Annotated in this window: 19 protein-coding genes; 13 read left to right on the forward strand and 6 right to left on the reverse strand. The window is 51.4% G+C overall.

Annotation, left to right across the window (positions count from 1 at the left end; genetic code table 11):
- The first annotated feature begins 6 nt into the window (after positions 1-6).
- From J4E05_RS01445 to J4E05_RS01480, 8 genes are all read left to right on the forward strand, one after another.
- A complete protein-coding gene (locus J4E05_RS01445; protein WP_085594296.1) occupies positions 7-804 on the forward strand; it encodes a lysine/arginine/ornithine ABC transporter substrate-binding protein in 798 nt (265 codons plus the stop codon).
- A gap of 90 nt (positions 805-894) precedes the next feature.
- Positions 895-1,587 (forward strand): ABC transporter permease, encoded by a 693-nt coding sequence (locus J4E05_RS01450; RefSeq protein WP_349591855.1) that lies wholly within the window; start codon positions 895-897, stop codon positions 1,585-1,587.
- A 2-nt stretch (positions 1,588-1,589) separates the two neighbouring features.
- Complete coding sequence (locus tag J4E05_RS01455; protein ID WP_349591857.1) at positions 1,590-2,336, forward strand: ABC transporter permease; 747 nt, start codon at positions 1,590-1,592, stop codon at positions 2,334-2,336.
- Between the two features lie 73 nt (positions 2,337-2,409).
- Positions 2,410-4,599: a methyl-accepting chemotaxis protein gene (locus J4E05_RS01460; protein WP_349591859.1), complete on the forward strand. Its 2,190-nt coding sequence runs from the start codon at positions 2,410-2,412 to the stop codon at positions 4,597-4,599.
- A 74-nt stretch (positions 4,600-4,673) separates the two neighbouring features.
- Positions 4,674-5,813 carry a succinylglutamate desuccinylase/aspartoacylase family protein gene (locus J4E05_RS01465; RefSeq protein WP_349591861.1) on the forward strand — a complete coding sequence of 380 codons (1,140 nt, stop codon included), beginning with the start codon at positions 4,674-4,676 and terminating at the stop codon, positions 5,811-5,813.
- 98 nt (positions 5,814-5,911) lie between these two features.
- The gene (deoC, locus tag J4E05_RS01470; protein WP_349591863.1) at positions 5,912-6,745 is read left to right on the forward strand and encodes a deoxyribose-phosphate aldolase; all 834 of its coding nucleotides are present in this window, start codon (positions 5,912-5,914) and stop codon (positions 6,743-6,745) included.
- Between the two features lie 78 nt (positions 6,746-6,823).
- Positions 6,824-8,044, forward strand: coding sequence for a phosphopentomutase (locus J4E05_RS01475; protein ID WP_349591865.1), 1,221 nt, complete (start codon positions 6,824-6,826; stop codon positions 8,042-8,044).
- 32 nt (positions 8,045-8,076) lie between these two features.
- A complete protein-coding gene (locus tag J4E05_RS01480; protein ID WP_349591867.1) occupies positions 8,077-8,739 on the forward strand; it encodes a DsbA family oxidoreductase in 663 nt (220 codons plus the stop codon).
- 87 nt (positions 8,740-8,826) lie between these two features.
- On the opposite strand, the gene mfd is transcribed toward J4E05_RS01480, so the two are convergent.
- Both mfd and J4E05_RS01490 read right to left on the reverse strand, forming a co-directional pair.
- Positions 8,827-12,231 carry a transcription-repair coupling factor gene (gene mfd, locus J4E05_RS01485; RefSeq protein WP_503012328.1) on the reverse strand — a complete coding sequence of 1,135 codons (3,405 nt, stop codon included), beginning with the start codon at positions 12,229-12,231 and terminating at the stop codon, positions 8,827-8,829.
- A gap of 97 nt (positions 12,232-12,328) precedes the next feature.
- Positions 12,329-12,604: an FAD assembly factor SdhE gene (locus tag J4E05_RS01490; protein ID WP_085593779.1), complete on the reverse strand. Its 276-nt coding sequence runs from the start codon at positions 12,602-12,604 to the stop codon at positions 12,329-12,331.
- 249 nt (positions 12,605-12,853) lie between these two features.
- On the opposite strand from J4E05_RS01490, the gene recG reads away from it, so the two are divergent.
- A complete protein-coding gene (recG, locus tag J4E05_RS01495; protein ID WP_349591871.1) occupies positions 12,854-14,941 on the forward strand; it encodes an ATP-dependent DNA helicase RecG in 2,088 nt (695 codons plus the stop codon).
- A 178-nt stretch (positions 14,942-15,119) separates the two neighbouring features.
- Here recG and J4E05_RS01500 read toward each other — a convergent pair whose 3' ends face one another.
- Entirely contained in the window at positions 15,120-15,992 is an 873-nt protein-coding gene (locus J4E05_RS01500; protein WP_349591873.1) for a DUF502 domain-containing protein, read from the reverse strand.
- Positions 15,993-16,189: 197 nt separating this feature from the next.
- On the opposite strand from J4E05_RS01500, the gene J4E05_RS01505 reads away from it, so the two are divergent.
- On the forward strand, positions 16,190-16,456 hold the full coding sequence (locus tag J4E05_RS01505) for a hypothetical protein (protein ID WP_085593782.1): 267 nt from the start codon (positions 16,190-16,192) through the stop codon (positions 16,454-16,456).
- The gene (locus J4E05_RS01510; protein ID WP_349591874.1) at positions 16,457-16,921 is read left to right on the forward strand and encodes an NUDIX hydrolase; all 465 of its coding nucleotides are present in this window, start codon (positions 16,457-16,459) and stop codon (positions 16,919-16,921) included.
- Positions 16,922-17,003: 82 nt separating this feature from the next.
- On the opposite strand, the gene rpoH is transcribed toward J4E05_RS01510, so the two are convergent.
- Positions 17,004-17,873: an RNA polymerase sigma factor RpoH gene (gene rpoH, locus J4E05_RS01515; RefSeq protein WP_085593784.1), complete on the reverse strand. Its 870-nt coding sequence runs from the start codon at positions 17,871-17,873 to the stop codon at positions 17,004-17,006.
- 579 nt (positions 17,874-18,452) lie between these two features.
- Here rpoH and J4E05_RS01520 point away from each other — a divergent pair.
- A complete protein-coding gene (locus tag J4E05_RS01520; protein WP_349591877.1) occupies positions 18,453-18,875 on the forward strand; it encodes a YchJ family protein in 423 nt (140 codons plus the stop codon).
- 238 nt (positions 18,876-19,113) lie between these two features.
- A complete protein-coding gene (locus J4E05_RS01525; RefSeq protein ID WP_349591879.1) occupies positions 19,114-20,115 on the forward strand; it encodes a histidine phosphatase family protein in 1,002 nt (333 codons plus the stop codon).
- Positions 20,116-20,229: 114 nt separating this feature from the next.
- On the opposite strand, the gene J4E05_RS01530 is transcribed toward J4E05_RS01525, so the two are convergent.
- A complete protein-coding gene (locus J4E05_RS01530; protein ID WP_349591881.1) occupies positions 20,230-20,676 on the reverse strand; it encodes an NUDIX domain-containing protein in 447 nt (148 codons plus the stop codon).
- 184 nt (positions 20,677-20,860) lie between these two features.
- Positions 20,861-21,394, reverse strand: coding sequence for a single-stranded DNA-binding protein (gene ssb / locus J4E05_RS01535; protein WP_085593788.1), 534 nt, complete (start codon positions 21,392-21,394; stop codon positions 20,861-20,863).
- Between the last annotated feature and the right edge of the window lie 4 nt (positions 21,395-21,398).

Consider the following 21,398-nt stretch of genomic DNA (forward strand, 5'->3'; position numbering starts at 1 on the left):
CTATGAATGAAGAACTGGATCAAGGCTGCTGCGGTTGCAGCTGTCGGTATTGCATTTAGCGCATCTGTCGCCAGTGCAGCCTGGGAAAAAGTTGTTGTTGCAACTGAAGGCGCCTATCCTCCGTTTAACTTTGTTGACAAAGACGGAAAATTGCAGGGTTTTGACGTCGATTTCACCAAAGAGCTTTGCAAAACTGCAGGCGTTGAATGTGAAATCGTTGCACAGGACTGGGACGGGATCATTCCGGGCCTGCTGGCAAAAAAATATGATGCCATCATCGCCCAGATGTCGATCACGGACGAACGTAAACGTTCGATCGATTTCAGCAACTATTACTGCACCACGCCTGCAGTTTTTGTTGGCAAAGACGGCATGAAAATCGAAGCCTACAAAGACGGCAAGGTTGTCGAAGATGCGCTTGATGGCATGGTCATCGGCGTTCAGCGCTCGACCACCCATGCGAACTTCCTTGAAGATAACTTCCCGAATGCTGAAATCCGCATGTATGACACCCAGGACAACGCATTGCTTGATCTGACAGCAGGCCGTATCGATGCGACCCTGGCTGATTCGGGTGTTCTGCTTGAATGGGTAGATTCCGATGCGGGCAAAGGTTATAGCTTCGTTTCAGATACTTTTGCCCCGGTCGAATGGTTTGGCGAAGGTGCAGGTATTGGTCTGCGTAAAGAAGACCAGGACCTGAAAGAACTGTTTAACAAAGCGCTGGCTGAAATGCTGGCCAACGGTTCTTATGAAAAGCTGAACAAGAAATATTTCGAAACCATCAACCTGCATCCGCGGTAATCGGTTAGGAAACAGAGGGCGACACCATGGTGTCGCCCTTCCCTTATTGTCGGGCCGCTATAACCGACATCAAGGCATGCGGGAGAGATCATGTTTGATTTATATGGCCGCGGCTGGCAAATGCTTGATGGTGGACTTGTCACCATTCAACTATGCCTGACCGTGCTGCCCTTTATGATTATTATTGGCCTGCTGGGGGCATCAGCAAAACTGTCGCGTTTTAAAGCCCTGCGCGTCATTGGGGAAAGTTATACGGTTATTATCCGTGGCATTCCCGAACTTCTGGTTATTTTACTTATCTATTTTGGGGGCACCATTGCGGTTCAAAACATTGCCGAAATGATCAGCGGAGCTGAAACCCGTGTTGATATTCCGGCGTTCTGGTCCGGTGTTGCCGCCCTTGCCCTGGTTCAGGGGGCTTTTGCATCCGAAGTGTTTCGCGCAGCCATGCTGGCCATTCCCAAAGGCCAGATTGAGGCTGCCATTGCCACCGGGATGACACCGGTACAAATTTTCCATCGTATCAAATTGCCCCAGCTTTGGCGCTTTGCCTTGCCAGGCCTCAACAATCTGTTTCAAGTTCTGATCAAGGATACGGCCCTGATTTCAGTCGTGGGTGTTGAAGAAATTTTACGCAAGGCCGCTGTTGGTGCCGGGACGGAAAAGGCACCGTTTACCTTCTATCTGGTTGCCATGTTAATGTTTCTGGCATTCACCACGGTCTCGCTTATCGCGTTTAACCGTCTTGAAAAGCGGGCTTCCCGCGGCATTGCGAGGGCATAGTCATGTTTGAAGATCTGATTTATGTTCTGGGCAAATACCACGGCTGGTTATTTGACGGGTTACTGCTGACACTGCAATTACTGGTCATTGCTGTCATTTTTGGAAGCTTGCTTGCCGTTCCCCTGGCAATCGCCCGGACGTCAAAAAAACTGTGGGTGCAGGCCGTCCCATTCGGTTTCATTTATCTGTTTCGTGGTACGCCGCTTATCGCACAGCTATTTATGATGTATTACGGCGTGGGCCAGCTGATTGCCAATATTGATGGCATTCAGGATAGCTGGACGTGGGAATATCTCCGTGATCCGTATTGGTATTGCCTGTTAACCTTTATTCTTAATACAGCGGCATATGTTGCTGAAATCATGCGGGGCGGTATCAATAACGTGCCGAGCGGCGAGGTTGAAGCAGCCCGTGCCTGCGGCATGACACCGACAACCACCTATCGCCGGATCATTTTTCCACGTATGTGGCAAATTATTTGGCCTGCCTACACCAACGATGTCATTTTCACACTTAAAGCAACATCGCTGGCATCAACCGTAACGATGATGGAACTGACCGGTGCAGCACGTAAAATTGTTGCCCGTACCGCCCTGCCCTATGAGGCATTTATTTCCGCGGGCGTTATTTACCTGATCATTGTTTACGTGCTGACATTTGGTTTCAAAGGCGTGGAAAAATACCTTCGCCGTAATGAATTCCGCCAGGCCGACAAAAAACCGAACGTTAAAATTGGCGTTCAGGCCTGACACAAATCTGTTTCCACATCGACGGCGACCGGTGCCTTACCCACCGGTCGCATTTTAAAGGTTTCCGACGATCATGACCCGTTCATCCGTCGCTGGAGCGTCTGCACGCCCGCGTAAAAACATGCGACTGGCTGTTAAGCTGCCTTTGCTTGTTGCGATTAGTTCGCTGATATCCATTCTGGTTCTTGGTGCTGCTGACTACTGGCTGGCATCCAACGATATCCGCAGCCTATCGGCCGACAAGCTCACCGCGTTGCTCGATGCCCGCACATCAACCCTGAACCGGTTGTTCCGTGTTGAAAACCAGTCAGTTGAAAGGCTTGCAAACAGCCTGCAAATCAAGGAAGCCAACGACAGTTTTGCGTCAGGATGGGCATTGGAAGGTGACAGTCGGGTTGCGAACCTGCGACGATTGTTCATTGATGAAAACCCAAACCCAGCGGATCAACGCGCTGAACTGACCAAGCCGGAAGAACGCACCCCCTATACCCGCTATCATAATCGTTTTCATGTTGATTTGCGCGGCATAGCAACCGAACGTCAATATCGGTCCCTGATGCTGGTGTCGTTAACTGGCGATGTTATTTACACCGTCAATAAGCGCGATGAATTTGGTCGTAATATTAAGGATACCGACTTTCCGTATCCTGGTTTGTCAGGGTTGTTAAAAGGTGTCATGGCTGATCCGGCCAATATACCGGTCGCCTATGGTGATTTTCTGCGCAATGTCCCGGGCTTGATTTCGCGGTTCATTGTATCGCCGATTATCGCCGATAAGGGCGATGTGCGCGGGTATCTGGTGGTCGAGGAACCGGTTTCCGAAATTAATGATGTAACAGCCGATCCCGCCGGTCTTGGCAATACCGGTTCGATTTATCTGGTCGGGCCGGATCGTTTGCTTCGCACTGTTGACCGGCAGATGGATGACGTCCGTGATGCCAGCCAGGCTGTCTTGACTGTTTCCCATGATACGGCCCCCGTTGGCGCGGCCCTTGGCGGCGCAACCGGCGTCATGACCTATCGCGATGAAAACAACATTGAAAAAGTTGCGGCCTATCAACCCATTGAATATGGCGGGTCCACATGGGCCATGATAGCCGAAGCACGGGTCAGCGAAATCATGGCCCCTGTCGCTGATTTACGTAATTCAATGATCCTGCGTGCCATTGCCATTCTGGTGGTGATTGGTCTTGTCGGGCAATTTATTGTCCGTCGGGTGATCCGGCAGCTTGATGACGTCCGCGCAACCATGGTCCGGTTGGCGGATGATGACCTCTCGGCTGAAATTCCCTCGACTGAACGAACCGACGAAATTGGCGAATTTGCCCGTGCCCTGGCCGTGTTTAAACGCAACATCCAGGAACGCCGGAACATGCGATATAAGGAAGAAGAAAAAAAGGCCGAACAACTTGAACATAGCCAGCGCCTTCAATCGCTTACCGAAAAATTCGAAAGTGAAATTACCAATATCCTGACCACATTAAACGCATCAATGGGCCATCTGGACCATGCTGGCCAGTCTATGATGTCTGCCGCTGAAAAAACCCGCTCGCTCGGCACGGATGCCTTGGGCCATTCGCAAAATGCCGCCGATGATGTAACGACTGTTTCCACAGCCACAACCGAACTTTCGTCATCAATTGATGAAATTGGCCGAAGCTCGTCAACCGCACTGGGTAAATCACAGGCCGCCGTAACCGAGGCAGAAGCTGCAAACGCCAAAATTCTTGACCTTGATCAGTCAGTAAGCAAAATCGGCGAAATTGTTGCCATGATTAGCGGCATTGCCGAGCAGACAAATTTGCTGGCGTTAAATGCAACGATTGAAGCAGCCCGTGCGGGGGATGCCGGCAAGGGGTTTGCTGTGGTAGCCGGTGAGGTTAAAAATCTGTCATCGCAAACTGCCAAGGCAACCGAGGAAATCAGCAAACAGATTGGCGAGGTTCAGGTTGAAACGGCAGAAGCCGTTAAGGCCATTGAAACCATAACCCGCACGATTGGCGAATTAAGCGTTCTGACCGGCAGTATTTCGGCATCGATCGAACAACAAGGCAGCGCCACAGCCGAAATATCGCAAAGCGCGACGTCGGCGGCACACGGAACGCAATCAGTGATTGCATCCATAGACGGCGTGGCACGCGCATCGGAGGAATCAGACATGGCATCACGTGAAGTTACACGTGTTTCTGGCGAGTTAAATCAGCAGGGTATATTACTTAAGTCAGCCGTTGATGGGTTCTTGTCCGGTGTCCGGCGCGACTGATCCCATATCTGATATCTGTATATTTTAACATGTCGGCGCCACCAACGACCGACCCCATAACCAAAAGGTATGAAATGCAGCAACAGCGCATTGAACTTCTTCGTCCCCAAATGGGTACCAGCCGTGCCCTGACCGTTCGTACCTATGGTACTGTGGGCAAAGGCCCCAAAGCCTATTTTCAGGCGGCCCTGCACGCCGATGAATTGCCCGGTGTCCTGGTACTACATCACCTTGAAAAATTGCTCGCCGATGCCGAAGCCAAGGGCGAGATTACTGGTGAAATTGTGATTGTACCGTTTGCCAACCCCATCGGCTTTACCCAATATGTGGATATGAAGCCATTGGGCCGGTTTGACATGCGAACCGGACAAAATTTTAACCGCCATTACCCCGATTTGTGCGACGAACTGATTGTCGCGGTAAAAGGTAAGCTGGGGCAAGACCCCAGTGCCAATGTTGCCGTTATCCGTGCTGAATTGCGCCGCCTGATCAAGGAATGTCGTGCGTCGTCTGGTCCTATGACTGATTTGCAGGATCTGCGTTTTACGTTGGCCGAACTGGCAATTGATGCGGACCTGGTCATGGACCTGCATTGCGACTGGGAAGCCGCCATGCATCTTTATACCAGTGATTCCAGTTGGCCCGATGCTGCCGATTTGAATGCACAGCTTGGTGCCGGGGCCTGCCTGATCGCAGAAGAATCCGGTGATAATCCGTTTGATGAAGCTTTCAGCCTGCCATGGGTAGTGATGCGCCGTGAATATGGCGAACAATTCCCCATTCCCATGGCAACTTTGGCAACCACCATTGAATTGCGCGGCGAACAGGATGTGTATGACCATTATGCTGCCGAAGACGCAGCTAACCTGTTTTGCTTTCTGCAACGCCGTGGCGTCATTGCCGGTGATCCCGGCCCGCTGCCGGTTGCCAAATGCGATGCAACCCCCCTGGCAGGTGTGGACCGTGTAACGGCAACCCATGGCGGTATGATCGTATTTTCAGTAAAACCGGGCGGTATAGTAAAGGCCGGCCAGGAACTGGGATATGTGCTGGATACCGAAACAGGTGACAAAACACCATTTAGCAGCCGCACCGACGGTTTCATGTATGCGCGTGTCGGCGGGCGGTTGGTGGTGCCAGGCGGTCTGCTATGCTCGGTCGCAGGACCAAAAGTATTGCCCGGGAAAACCGGCAATCTGTTAACCGCGCGTTGACGGCTGCGGGCTGAAGCGATAGCTAGAATATCCTGTTTGCAGGGTCCGGGCGGTTGTTCGGACCCTGCCTGTTTACGGCATATCAAAGGGCAATCATAATGTTCGACATCAAAAAAATATCGGAAACGATTGAAGAAGCGCAAAAACGAGTTTTGGTAAACGAAGCAACGGCAAAGCGCGCCATTTCGGTTCTGGATCTGACCAGCCTGAATGATGATGATACGAACGAAACCATCGAAGCACTATGTGCCACGGCGCAAACCCCGGCCGGCAATACGGCAGCGGTCTGTGTTTACGCGCCATTTGTTGAAACGTCGTGGAAAGCATTGGGCCAAAGCGGGATAAAAACCGCAACTGTGGTTAATTTCCCTGAAGGTGGGCAAAATGCGCAGCGTGTTGCAGACGAAACCGCCAATGCCGTTGCCGCAGGTGCCGATGAAATTGACGTTGTTTTGCCCTATCGTGCCTTTTTGGCCGGGAATATTGATAGTGCGGCCGAAGTAATTGTCGCCACCCGCCAGGCCTGCGGGCCGTTCATGACGTTAAAAGTTATTCTTGAAAGCGGCGAATTCCCTGACGCGCAAACAATTTATGACGCCGCCCGTCTGGCAATTTCAAATGGAGCCAATTTCATTAAAACCTCAACCGGGAAAGTTCCGACCGGGGCGACACCCCAAGCCGCCGTTGCCATGATCACCGCCATTCGTGATGCAAAAGCAGAACAAGGCCTGGAATGCGGGTTCAAAGCATCGGGAGGTGTCAGAACAGCGAAAGATGCAGGTTTGTATCTGGCCATTGCCGACCATATTATGGGGCCGGATTGGGCAACACCAGCGACGTTCCGTTTTGGGGCAAGCAGTGTTTTAAACGATCTTTTGGCAGTTTGCGGTGTAAATAGCGACCGGCAACCGGCAAGTGCTGGCAACTATTAAAACTGATACCTATCTGTGACGCAACCATATGTGTTTTGAGCATATATGGCCGATGAGAATACCAGGAAAGGATTTTCCATGGCACGCGCCATTTTAATTGTTGCTGACAGCTTTGGTATCGGGGCGGCTCCGGATGCCAGTAAATTTGGCGATGTAGGTTCGGATACGCTCGGCCATATTGCCGAATTATGTGCAAAAGGCATGGCCGATACCGGGTTTCGCAAAGGTAAACTGCGTGTGCCAAACATGACAGCCCTTGGCCTTGGCGAAGCGGCGCGTGATGTTACCGGGCAAATCCCGCCCGGGCTGGAACATGGCGGTGCCATTATCGGAGCTTACGGTTTTGCGCGCGAAATTTCGCGCGGCAAGGATACTCCAAGCGGTCATTGGGAGATAGCTGGTGTTCCCGTGGATTTTGACTGGGGTTATTTTCCTAACGAAGTGCCAACTTTTCCTGCTGAGCTAACCGATGAATTGATCAAACGGACCAAAATTCCCGGTATTTTGGGCAATTGCCATGCCTCGGGGACCGACATTATTGCCAAACTGGGCGAAGAGCATATCCGCACAGGTATGCCGATTTGTTACACATCCGCGGATAGCGTTTTTCAAATTGCCGCTCACGAAGACCATTTTGGTCTGGACCGTTTGATGGAGGTTTGTGAAACCGCTTTCACTTTGGTTGAACCCTATAACATTGGCCGGGTCATTTCCCGCCCGTTTGTTGGTACAGGCCCGGCAGATTTCAAACGGACAGCAAACCGCCGGGATCTGGCCGTGCCACCACCCCGCCCCACCCTGCTTGATGTCTTTAGCAACGCAGGGGGCAAAGTGATTTCGGTGGGTAAAATTGCCGATATCTATGCCCAGCACGGGATCAGCAAAAAAGTTAAAGCCGCAGGAAACATGGCGTTATTTGATGCCATGATGATCGAAATTGATCTGGCACCGGATAACAGCCTGGTTTTTACCAATCTGGTGGATTTTGACATGGAATTTGGCCATCGGCGTGATGTGCCTGGCTATGCCAATGCGTTAGAAGAATTTGATGCCCGCCTGCCCGAACTGCGTGCGGCCCTGAAACCCGGTGATCTGGTAATTATTACTGCCGACCACGGATGCGACCCGTCATGGCGGGGAAATGACCATACCCGCGAAGTGGTACCGATACTGGCATTTGGCCCGGCAATTGCCCCCGGCCCCATTGGTGCGCGCGACACCTTTGCCGATATTGGCCAGACTGTTGCCGAACATTTGGGAATCACCATTGCGACGGGTACGTCGTTTTTACACGGTTAAGATCAATAACCACGGACAAGGGAGATGACACCATGCAGCTTTCCGCCCTGCGCGTTGAAGCCATCGTCGATACGGTTTGTCCGTGGTGCTATATCGGTAAAAAGCGCCTGGAAAAAGCTCTTCAAACCGAGGATCTAGGCGGTTTTTCCATTGAATGGCGCCCCTTTTTACTTAACCCGGATATGCCCCAGGGCGGGGTGGACCGTAAATGGTATCTTTCCACCAAATTTGGCGGCATCGAAAGTGCCAACCGTGTTTATAAGACAATCGCGGCGGCCGGTGCCAGCGTTGGCATTAACTTTAATTTTGATGCAATCGCAGTAACCCCGGATTCAACATTATCGCATCGCCTGATTTACAAAATGTGCGCCGAACGCCCGGATGTTGGCAATGCACTGGTCGAAGACCTTTTTGCCGCCTATTTTTTGCACGGTCGCGATATTGGCAACCCCGAAGTACTGGTCGATATTGCCACCCGCCACGGGGCGGATCGCAGCGAAATTATAGATTATCTTCACAGTGACATGGACTACGAATTTGTTGTGCAGGAAAGCCGCCTTGCCCATCAACTAGGTGTGAGTGGCGTACCATGTTTTCTGTTTAACGGCCGTCATGCCCTGTCAGGGGCACAAGAGCCCGGTATTTTACAACGCATGATCCGCCTTGCCCGCCAGGAAGACACACTCACGCCGTAACAGCATATAGCCTGAGAATATGAAAAATGGCGGCCCGTTTCCGGTGCCGCCATTCTTGTATCAAGAGGTCATCATTTCAAATTCTGCTCAGGCCCTGGCAGCAATTTCCGACAACCGGCGCATTAGGCGTTTGACGCCATCCAGTCGGTCCATCGGGCCATCCCAGCCCGCGATATAAACAATTTTATGATCCGGCCGCAAACGGGCTACGCCAACCTGTTGCTGAATAAAACCGATTAAACCGGCAGGGTTCGGGAATTCGTTATTGTGAAGCGTGATAACCGCACCCTTGGGCCCGGCATCCAGTTTTTCGACATTGGCACTGCGGCACCACAGTTTGATGGTTACAACGTCCAGCAGGTTTTCAACTTCCTTGGGCAGTTTGCCAAACCGGTCAATCATTTCCGCACCGAACTGGTCCACTTCCTCGCGCGTGCGCAATTCAGACAATCGGCGGTACAGGCCCAGTCGCACGCCAAGATCAGGAACAAAACGGTCTGGAATCAAAACCGGCATCCCGATATTGATTTGCGGAACAAACCCGGCATCAGCGGCATCATCGATTTCGCCTTTGGCCTCGGCCACAGCTTCCTCGATCATTTGCTGATAAAGTTCAATCCCGACTTCCTTGATATGGCCGGATTGCTCTTCCCCCAAAAGGTTACCAGCCCCGCGAATATCAAGGTCATGCGATGCCAGGTTAAACCCGGCCCCCAGACTGTCCAGCGTTTGCATCACTTCAAGGCGTTTCATCGCCGTCGCCGTCAGCTTTTTACCGTTAGGCAGGGTTAAATAGGCATAGGCGCGCTGTTTTGAACGGCCAATACGCCCGCGTAACTGATAAAGCTGCGCCAGCCCAAACATGTCTGCACGGTGCAGAATCATGGTATTGGCATTGGGAACATCAATACCCGATTCAATGATGTTGGTTGCCAGCAACAAATCAAATTTGCGTTCCACAAAATCCGTCATGACCTGTTCAAGGTCGCGTGCGCCCATTTGCCCATGCGCCACATCAAACTTGATTTCAGGAACCAGTGTTTCAAGCTCCTTTGCCACCCGGCCAATGTCAGACACACGCGGGCAAACATAAAAAATTTGTCCGCCGCGATGGCGTTCGCGCAAAATCGCTTCGCGCACCACAACCGGGTCATAAGGGGTGATGTATGTTCGCACCGCCAAACGGTCGACCGGTGGTGTTGCAATGATCGACAGTTCCTTTACCCCGGTCAGGGCCAATTGCAAGGTCCGTGGGATTGGCGTAGCGGTTAAAGTCAGCACATGCACATCGGTTTTAAGTTCTTTAAGGCGTTCCTTGTGCTTGACGCCAAAATGCTGTTCTTCGTCAACAATCAGTAAGCCAAGGTCATTAAATTTAACGCCCTGCCCTAATAATGCATGAGTGCCACAAACAATATCAACATGGCCGCTTTCAAGATTGTCTTTCACCAGCTTGGCATTTTTACCGGTTACCAGGCGTGAAAGCTGTTCAACCCGGACGGGTAAATCGTTAAATCGTTCCTTGAAATTCAGATAGTGCTGGCGGCACAACAAAGTGGTTGGTGCAACAATGGCAACCTGTTTTCCCGACATGACAGCGGCAAATGCAGCGCGCAAGGCTACCTCGGTTTTCCCAAAACCCACATCACCGCATACCAAACGGTCCATTGGCTTGCCTGCCGCCAGATCACCAAGCGTATCGTGAATGGCACGGGCCTGGTCTTCGGTCTCGGTAAAAGGAAACCGCGCGCAGAATTCGTCGTAAGTGCCTTCGGGCACGGTCAAGGCTTCGCCCTTGCGCAAATGGCGGGCAGCCGCAACCTTGATCAGCTTGTCGGCCATATCGCGAATACGTTCGCGCAGCTTGGCCTTGCGGGCCTGCCATGCGGCACCACCAAGACGATCCAGGATCGATAATCCTTCGTCGGATCCATAACGCGATAAAACTTCGATATTTTCTACCGGAACAAACAGCTTGTCACCGCCATCATATTCCAGTTGCAGGCAATCATGCGGGGCGCCACCGGCGGTTACCGTCATTAAGCCCAGATAGCGGCCAATACCGTGTTCGATGTGAACTACAAGGTCGCCTTCGGCTATTTCCGATGCTTCACGCAAAAAGTTTTCAGCCTTGCGGCGGCGACCGCCAGGGCGGCTCATGCGGTCGCCCAGAATATCCTGCTCGGTTAAAAACCACAGGCCTTCGCGACGAAAACCATGCTCAATATCAAGGATGACGACGGCGCAATGCTCCGAAGTCAGATCATCGGTGATATCTTCCCAGCATTCGGCAGTTACAACCTTGCCAACCCCGTGTTCACGCAAAAGCGACACCATGCGGTCGCGCGATCCATCGGAATAGGATGCAATAACAACCTTGTTCTGTTTGCCCCGCTGGGCCGAAATAAAATCGCGCAATTCGTCATACAGGTTAACGTCGGCACGGGCGCGAATATCGCCAAAATCGCGGCCCTTGCGTGCGCCCATATCAAAAACGCCCCGTTCGGCATTTTCTTCTTCAACGTAGGGCGATAGATCCAGCACCAGCCGCCCGGCAAGGTTACGTTCAAATTCGGCGTGGTCGAGATAAAGCCGTTCTGGCGGAACAGGTTTATAAACACTATCGCCCGAAAGACCGCCGCCTTTAATATTTTGACGGGCCTGAAAATAATCATCGATCATTTCCAGGCGATTATCAATCGCCTCGCCCACCTGATGATCCAGGCTGATAATCGCATCGGGCAAGTAGGTGAAAATGGTATCCAGACCGTCATGAAACAAAGGCAACCAATGCTCCATACCGCCATATTTCAACCCGGCACTGATTGATTCATAAAGCGGATCAGTTTGTGAAACATTGCCAAATAATTCGCGATATTTGCTGCGAAAAAGCGAAATTGTGTCAGCGTCGAGAAATATCTCGCCGACAGGTAACAGCGATATTTCACCGATGCGACCTACTGTGCGTTGGCTTTCGACATCAAACCGGCGAATGCTTTCAATTTCATCACCGAAAAAATCCAGCCGGACCGGCTCCTTCATGCCTGGCGCAAAAATATCAACGATATCGCCACGGACAGCATAATCGCCCGGTTCCATTACCTGTTCGGCACGGCCATAGCCCATGCGTTCAAAATAGGCGGTTAGATCAGCGCGGGAATAATCCTGACCGGTTTTCAAGGTTAGCTTGCCACGCTGCATTACATCGACCATCGGCACACGCTGCATCACGGCAGCGGCCGTTGTCAGTACAATGCGCCCGAACTCTCCGACCCGTTGGCTGGGGTCGGCCAGGACGGACAGGGTTTCAACCCGGCGTGCAGTAACATCGGCCACGGGCGAAACACGGTCATATGGCAGGCAATCCCACGCAGGAAATGACAGGACTTCAACCTCGCCTGCAAAAAAATGCAAGGCTTCGGCCATTTGCGCCATGCGTTTATCATCGCGCGCAATATGCAATATGGTGCCTTTGTCCTTTGCTGCATCCATAACTTCGCGCAGCAAAAGCGCATCGTAACCTTCCGGCACCCCACCCAGCCGGGTATGATTGGTGCGTGTGACGATATCTGTAATATTATTCAATGTCTTATTTGGCGTTGCTAAGTTCGTTAATCATGGCCAGAACATCGGTGTCATAGGCTGCTGGCGCTTTTTCCTTGCCGGTGGCCCATTTGAAAAAATCAGCTTCCGGCACATCAACGATCAGGGATTCGAAGTCATCAAGTTGGCGTTCTGTCAGGGTTGCCAAATGGGCATCCATAAAACGGCCAACCAGAATGTCGTTTTCCTTGGTCCCGCGATGGGCACCGCGAAATTGCAATTTTTTACGCCGCAATTCCAGTGCATTGTCATGGTCAGTCATGGGCCGTATTCTCCTGTCACTGTTTGCGCGCATGTCCAGATATGGCACAATGTCGCTTTCCGGCAATGGCCTGGGGTCAAGGCCTAGCGTTGTAAGGCAATTTGCCAAATTGGTCCATGCTGTGAAGGGCCGGATTTGCGACTGTGGCCCAACTCGATGGTTGCGGGCGTGAAAATATGCTGTATACCGAACAGAAACAAGTATTTGTTCTTCTAATGTTCCATTTTTTGAGTTTTAAGTATAAAGCCTATGCGCCCGGAAATCCTGTTCCCGCTTTTTGCTGAAATAGACAGCTTGCCAGGTATTGGCCCGCGGTTAAAGCCGCTCGTCGAACGGTTGATTGGCGGCGTGCATCTGGTGGATTTATTGTGGCACCTGCCCTCCGGCCTGATCGATCGGCGATTTTCGCCGCCCCTGACGGAAACTGTTGATGGCGCGATTGTTACGCTGGACGTTTTTGTTGAACGCCATGAACCATCGCCTGACCGCAGGCGTCCCTATCGCATCATTTGTCGCACCGACGACGGTTTTGTCACGCTGGTGTTTTTTAATGCGCGGGGAAAATACCTTAACGAGGTTTTGCCCGAAGGCGAAAAACGGATCATTTCCGGCAAGATCGACCACTACCGCGGGGAATACCAGATCACCCACCCCGACCGGATCGGCACCGAAGCCGAGCGCGACGCTATCCAGACGGTCGAGCCGGTTTATCCAATGTCTGCCGGGGTCACCGGAAAAACCCTGACCAAAGCTATTCAAAGCGCGCTGGGCCACGTTCCCGATTTGCCGGAATGGCACGACCCCGCCTTGCAAAAGCGCCATGGCTGGCACGATTTTAAAACGGCGCTGTTTCAGGTTCATAAACCTGAAGAAGACCGCGACCTGTTACCCGACCATGCAGCCCGCAGCCGCTTGGCCTATGATGAATTACTGGCTAATCAACTGGCACTGACCCTGATCCGGGCGAAAATGAAAAAGCTGGGCGGTCGGTCTATTGCGGGTGATGGCAGGTTGCGCCAATTGCTTGGTAAAATGTTGCCTTTTGCGCTAACCGGCGCACAGCAACGTTCCCTTAAAGAAATTAACGACGATATGGCCAGCACAGGCCGTATGTTGCGGCTTTTGCAAGGCGATGTTGGCTCGGGTAAAACGGTCGTGGCCTTGATGGCGATGTTAAATGCCGTTGAAACCGGGCGGCAAGCTGCCCTGATGGCACCAACCGAAATTCTGGCACGGCAGCATTTTGAAACCATTGCCCCCATGCTCGAACAGATCGGGGTGACCTGCACCTTGCTGACCGGGCGGGATAAAGGTAAGGCCCGGCAGAAAATTCTTGATGGTTTGGCAAGCGGTGAATTTGCCGTTGCGGTTGGCACGCACGCCCTGTTCCAGGAAAGTGTTGCCTTTCACGACCTGGCCTTTGCCGTAGTGGATGAACAGCACCGGTTTGGCGTGCATCAACGCCTGATGCTGGCAGCAAAAGGCACAGCCGTGGATGTGCTGGTGATGACGGCAACCCCCATACCACGCACCCTGACCCTGACGGCATTTGGGGACATGGAAGTCTCCCGGCTAGATGAAAAGCCGCCCGGGCGCCTACCGGTTGATACCCGTGTACTGCCAATTGACAAGGTAGAAGAAGTAACCGCAGGCATTGGGCGTGCCATGCGCCAGGGCGCAAAGATTTACTGGGTTTGCCCGCTGGTGGAAGATTCCGAAATCGTTGATTTGCAAGCCGCCGAGGAACGACATCGCATTCTGGTCGACCAGTATGGTGAAGGCCGCGTTGGCCTGATACATGGCAAAATGAAAGGCAAGGACAAGGATATCGTCATGGACAGATTTGCTCATGGCGATTTGTCGATCCTTGTTGCGACAACCGTGATTGAAGTGGGCGTAAATGTGCCCGAAGCCACGATTATGGTAATTGAGCATGCCGAACGTTTTGGTCTTGCGCAGTTACACCAGCTCCGCGGTCGCATTGGCCGTGGTGCCGGGGCGTCAACCTGTTTGTTGCTCTATGGTGCGCCGCTGGGCGAAATATCCAGGGCACGACTTAAAATCATGCGGGAAACCGAAGACGGCTTTATCATTGCCGAGGAAGATTTACGCTTGCGGGGTGCCGGAGAAGTATTGGGAACCCGGCAAAGCGGCCTTCAGGCCTATCGCCTCGCCAGCCTGGATTTACATGGCGATTTATTGGCTATTGCGCGCGATGATGCCCGGCTGATTGTCGATCGTGACCCCGATTTGCAAAGCCCACGCGGCCAATCATTACGCTTTTTGTTATACCTGTTTGAGCGCGACGAAGCTGTGCGGTATTTCCGCTCCGGCTAATGCCAGCTTTCGGTAAACCCGACACCCAACCCCTTGCCTTATGGGTTGATTGCGGTCAATGAGGTTTGAATTAAGTATATTTGCGTTCCTAATTGAAATGCCCATTGGCTAAAAGAAATCAGGACAGGAACATAATGTCCTGCCCTGTTTTCTTTGATCACAGCAACGCCGAATAACCTTAGGCGTTTTCTGTTTTGTCTGCGCTTGCCCCGTTGGTGCTTTGCGTACTATCCGGACTATCGCTCGCAACTTCATGACGTGTCACAAGTATCGGCGCATTTTCCTTTTCGCGCAAAACATCCAGATCTTCATAGGTTCGTGCCGAAACCACCGGCTTTTCCTGCAAATCTTTGGGACGGCGGTCAACCGGCGTTACGATACCACCCGACATGACCATTTTAATGGCCTCTTCCACAGTCATATCAAGGACAACAACGTCCCGCTTGGGAACAAAAAGCAGAAATCCCGATGTCGGGTTTGGTGTGGTCGGCAAAAACACATTGATAACCTGATCTTCGGTCAGATTTTGTACTTCGCCTTTGGTTTCACCGGTAATAAAACCAATTGCCCACATGCCGCGCCGCGGATATTCGATCAAAACAGCCTGACGAAAAGCATTGGACTGATTTGCCAGTACGGTTTCCAGAATTTGCTTGATTGCACCGTAAATGCTACGCACTGCGGGAATACGACCCAGAATACGTTCGTAGACCTTGATCAGGGCGCGTCCGGCGAAATTGGTGGTAAGCCAGCCAACCAGTGTAATGGCAATGACAATTACCAGCAGACCAAAACCGGGAATCCCGTAACTTTGATAAGCCTCGGGCAAGTATATTTCCGGGTTATATTTTGCCGGAATTAACGGCATTACCGAGCCGTCGACAAATTCGATGAACCACCACGCCAGGCCAAAGGTAATTGCCAGTGGCGCGCTAACCAGAACCCCGGTTAAAAAATAGGTCCGCAACCGGCCAATAACACCCAAAGACGGAAGTGGCGTGGTTGGCGAAGTATTATTGGCATCGGGAGCATCATCACGCTTGGCGTTCATTTATCACCTTTGATAGGTTGTAGTGCGATAACACACTGCAAATATGTCTTTAAAGTTTGCCCGAAAAAATATGGCATTGCTGCGACAGCACTTCCCCGATAACACGCAGGTCGCAGCCTGCCTGTTTGGAATAGTGATAACAGCAAGCGCTTTTGCAGTGCAACCAAACAAACAGAAACCAACGAAAAGGAGCCGTTTTGCAGGTCTGGATTGTTGAATATATTTATGACGACGCGGGTGCTGTGCGCATCAACACAACCAATGTGCGGGCGGAAAATTATGAAACCGCCCGAAAATATGCGGCAGAGAATGCGCCAGCGGCAGATTTTGTCATGTCTCTGCACCCGCAATCAGACGAACAGTTTTTGGGGCGCACAGTTATTCAGGCGCATGAAATGACTGGAAAAATCGTAAGCGATTTGCCTGACCCCGACCTTGAAGATGAAGATGATGGCTCCGAATAAATGACAAACCCCGGGGACCGACATAACCCCACACGGCCTTTAATCGGCGTTGGGGGTGTGGTTTGGCATCAAAACAAGGTTTTATTGATACGGCGGGGTAAACCGCCAAAAGCCGGAGAATGGAGCCTGCCAGGTGGCGCGCAGGAACTGGGGGAAACCGTAGTCGAAACCCTGATTCGCGAAGTGTTTGAAGAAACGTCAATTCGCATCAACAATATTGAATTTCTTGAAATTGTGGATTTGATTGTTCAGGGCGAAGAGCATGGCAAGCCCCGTTATCATTATACACTAATTGATTTTAGTGCCGATGCGGCACAGCAATCATCCCGCCCCACGCCCGGTGATGATGCGATTGATGCCATTTGGGCAGACCCTGATGCCCTTGAAACATATGGATTATGGGAAAAAACCATTGAAGTGATCAGAAAATCACAGCAGCAACGCATGGCCCGCCTTTCCGATTGAGCCAAACTTCAGGTATAAAAAAGGGCGGCATCGTAATGCCACCCTTGATATGCGCCTGATCCATCAGATTAGATAATTGCTATCAAGCAGCCTGATGTTGGGTCAGAACAGATTCCTGTAACTTCTTGAATGCACGGGCTTCAAGCTGGCGGACGCGTTCACGGCTGACGCCAAAACGTTCACCAAGTTTTTCAAGTGTGATCGGATCATCGCTTAAAAAACGTGCCAGAATAATTTCGCGTTCCCGGTCCGGCAGCTCACCCAGGGCATTTTTCAGCATGCCATTGTGCAAATTGCGTTCTTCTGAATCCGCAACCAGTGCTTCAGGCGATGGTGAATCCGAGGCCAGCGTATCAAGATATTCCATGCCTTCATCTTTGGGCATGGGCGTGTTTAACGAAAAATCACGCGCCGCCAGACGACGGTTCATGTCCAGCGCTTCCTTGTCGGTCACGCCAAGACGTTCTGCAACCTGACCCGCCTGTTCCGGGGTCAATTCGCCATTGTCATAGATGTTAAGCTGTTTCTTGGCCTTGCGCAGGCTGAAAAAAAGTTTCTTTTGCGCTGCCATCGTGCCAAGTTTGACCATTGACCAGCTGTGAAGGATATATTCCGTCACGGCGGCACGGATCCACCACATCGCATAAGTTGACAGGCGAAAGCCTTTTTCAGGGTCAAATTTTTGTACCGCGCGCATCAGGCCGGTGTTCCCTTCGGCAACCAGATCGGTTATCGGCAAGCCGTAACCGCGATAGCCAAAGGCAATTTTGGCAACAAGGCGCAAATGGCTGGTCACCATTTTGTGGGCTGCGTCGGTGTCTTCATGTTCGACATAACGCCGTGCCAGCATGTATTCCTCGTCAGCAGTCAGCATCGGGAATTTCCATACCTGGCGAAGATATCCAGAAAAGCCGTCATCCTGGGGAACGGCAGGTAATTTAAGGGTACTCATGGTTTTGTCCTCCTGAGAGGTCAACGCAAACCGGTTTCGTCACATTAGGACGGGTCAGTACCGGCAATTATTACGCAACCTCAATCATGTGTAATTGAAACACTTCACAGGCAGAAATGGCTAAACATGCAACAACAGCATAACGGGGCCATTTCGAAAAAGCCTATGGAAGAGGACGCCTGATGCAAAACTGGGTATTCATGATGTGTCTCATCCTTACTTTGAAGCAAATCGACATTACGTCCGCCAAAACCTGGCCGGACTTAAATCCGGCGGTGCCTAATGGGCCCCCACCCGCTTTCTGAAAGTTAATATATCTAATCCCGAGTAAATTCGTCAAGATAAAAACGCACATCCCGACTTATGGATTAGGACCAAATATCAACCTTCTATCGATTATACCCCACTAAAAAAGTCAGGTATAATCATTTCCCGCAAAGTCACGGTAGAAACGATATAAGGCGAAAAAAAGGCAATTTGCTTTCTGACGCAATCACTCTATGTTCACAACGCTGTGAAGCCCTTTCTGTTCCATGATTTTTGCCCTTCTTCGGCCCCCAGATACGGACGCTGTTTGCCATGTCAAATTCGACCAGCATCGCTGTAACATCGACCACTGCCTGCCCGTGTGGCACCGGGCAAACCTATGGCAAATGTTGCCAGCCATTTCATGCGGGAAGCAAGCTTCCTGCGACAGCAGTTCAACTGATGCGGTCGCGCTATTGTGCTTTTGCCCTGGGTCTGGGCCAATACCTGGCAGAAACCGTGCCCGAAGAAAAAGCCCATGAATTTGCGGCCAGGACAGTTTCGCGGCAAAAATGCCGCTGGACCAACCTTGAAATCATCAAGACAGAAGCCGGCGGATTATTTGAAAACACCGGTTACGTTGAATTCATTGCCAGCTTTACCGAAAATGGCCGCCGCGAAACATTGCACGAGAATTCCCGTTTCTTGCGCCATAATGGAAAATGGCTTTATGTCGATGGGGAAATGCTTCCGTAAGGTGATCAGCCTGTTCTGGCAGCGGTATGCATGGGGCAGTCATAAAAATTTCATGGCATCCCTTGCCGATATGTGCAATACGGCGCCACACCTAGCGAACTGTTGAAGATATTGGCACAATTGATCTTGTGCACCATTTTAACCTGACAATTTGATCCCATATTATTCATGTAAATAAAAGCCGGTTGCCCTCATATATGGCGGGCTGGCATTTTAATTCTTTTTCAAGGGCACCTGAATGAAACGTTTAATCACCCTTTTGCGGCACGGTGAAACTGTCACCTACGACGCCAGGGGCGATTTTTGCCGTCCGTTAACCGAAGAGGGCAAATTAAACGTTCAGCGTATCGGTGCTTTTCTGGATAGAAAGAACCTGCACCCCGATAAAATAATTGCGTCGCCCGCAGAACGCACAGTTCATTCGGCTGAAAAACTGCACAAAACCCTGTATCCTGGCATCAAGCCCGATATTACCACGAATGCAGATTTTTATAATGCCACGGCATCAACCCTGTTTGCCGCGTTAACAGCCCTTGATCCTGAAACAAGGCATGTTCTGATTGTGGGGCACAATCCTGGTATCAGCGCCCTGCCCGCGCTTGTTGCCGGGGCTGACTTGCGTAAAAAACGTCTGTTTCCATCGATGAAACCTGCATCGATGATCATGATTGAAGTTTCGGGAAAATGGTCCGGCCTGTCGCCAGAATCGGGACGAATTGTTGAAATGGTTGATGCGGCCGACGTTGCACAGGAATTTGCCTGGCCCGACCGTAACGGGACCGAAACACGAAAACGGCCAGCCTATTTTTATCATCAGTCGTCCGTTATTCCTTTTCGGGTCATGCCTGATCACAGCCCCGATGCCGATATCGAAATTCTGATGACGTTATCGAGCAGTGGCAAACATCTGGTTATCCCGAAGGGAGCAATTGACCCTGGTTTAACTGCAATTGAAAGCGCGGTTAAAGAAGCACGTGAAGAAGCAGGATGCATTGGCACGGTGCACGAACCTGCGGTCGGATCCTATCATTATCAGAAATGGGGCGCGCGTTGTAATGTTGAGGTCTTTGCAATGCAGGTGACGAATTTACTACCTGATACGGAATGGGAGGAATCCCATCGTGGTCGCAAATGGGTTGCCCTGAACGACGCCATTGAAACCGTAAAGGAAGAAGGCCTGCGAAAGATCTTACAGGTGTTCAGAGATCAAAAAAGCCGGTTTGTGAACATTCCTGATTAATTCGGAATTTCCCGACCATTGTTATGCTTTGCCCCGGCTCGATAGAGAACGAAAAACCACCATCAAGCCCCTGTTCGATAAAGATCCTGCAACAGTACTAAGAAGCAATTCGGGCTATCGGATTGCTGACAGTTCTAAAGAACATTGAACAGCCCAACGATGAAAAGGTCGCACCAGTTGTTGTTCAACATCAAGTGATGGCATCCACATAAACTCGTGGTCCAGATCAATCTGGGCGACGGTTTTTTGCAAAATTTCAGCGATGTAAAATACCCCGCGTTTGAGGCGGTATTTGCCCTTGGCGCGGTTATTGACATACTGGGTCGCGATACCGATTTGCGAAATAATCCGAATGCCGCACCCTGTTTCTTCAATTGCCTCGCGGTTAAGGGCAACCTTGCCTGTTTCACCCCGTTCCACACCACCCCCGATCAGCATAATACCCTTGGGTGTTTTAACCACACCGAGGCGCCCCTTGCCGTCAGGAATAACCGCATAGGCACAATCCTGAATATCATAGAATTTGCCCGGCTCGGGGCTGCCAAAAATTGGGCCGATCAAATATGTTTCTCCGTAGCAAGGATATAGGCAGGTTTGTGGGTAGACGTCACAAAATGAACTGTCTGAATTTTCATATCAACAAGTTCCCAGTTTGTAACGATAAAAAAAGGCAGCACCATAACGGTACTGCCTGTGTCTTGTTTATTTGCAATCGCAAGGGGTATTGGTTAACCCGGCATTTGCCTCAGAAAGGAATATCATCGTCCAGATCAGGGGCGCCACCCGGGGCAGAGCCGCCACCACTGCTGCGCGAGGATGAATTACCCCATCCGGCATCGCCGCCACCGTCATTGCCGTAACCGCCGCTATCGCCGCCGCCATAACCGCCACCTGATGATGAACCGCCGCCACTGCCACCACCGTCACCGCGACCATCAAGCATTGTTAGCGCGCTGTTAAAGCCTTCCAGGACGATTTCTGTGGTGTAGTTATCCTTGCCGTCCTGGCCCTGCCATTTGCGGGTACGCAGAACGCCCTCGATGTACAATTTGCTGCCTTTTTTAACAAAGCGCTCAACAACATCGGCCAGGCCTTCGTTAAAAACAACAATCCGGTGCCATTCGGTCCGCTCGCGGCGTTCACCGGACTGGCGATCCCGCCACTGTTCGGAGGTCGCGATGCTGAAATTGGCAATTTTTTTGCCTGCCTGGGTAAAACGGATTTCCGGGTCGCGGCCCAGATTACCAACGAGAATGACTTTATTGACACTGCCTGCCATCGGT

The organism is Thalassospira sp. NFXS8 (assembly GCF_040148805.1).
Lineage (GTDB): Bacteria > Pseudomonadota > Alphaproteobacteria > Rhodospirillales > Thalassospiraceae > Thalassospira.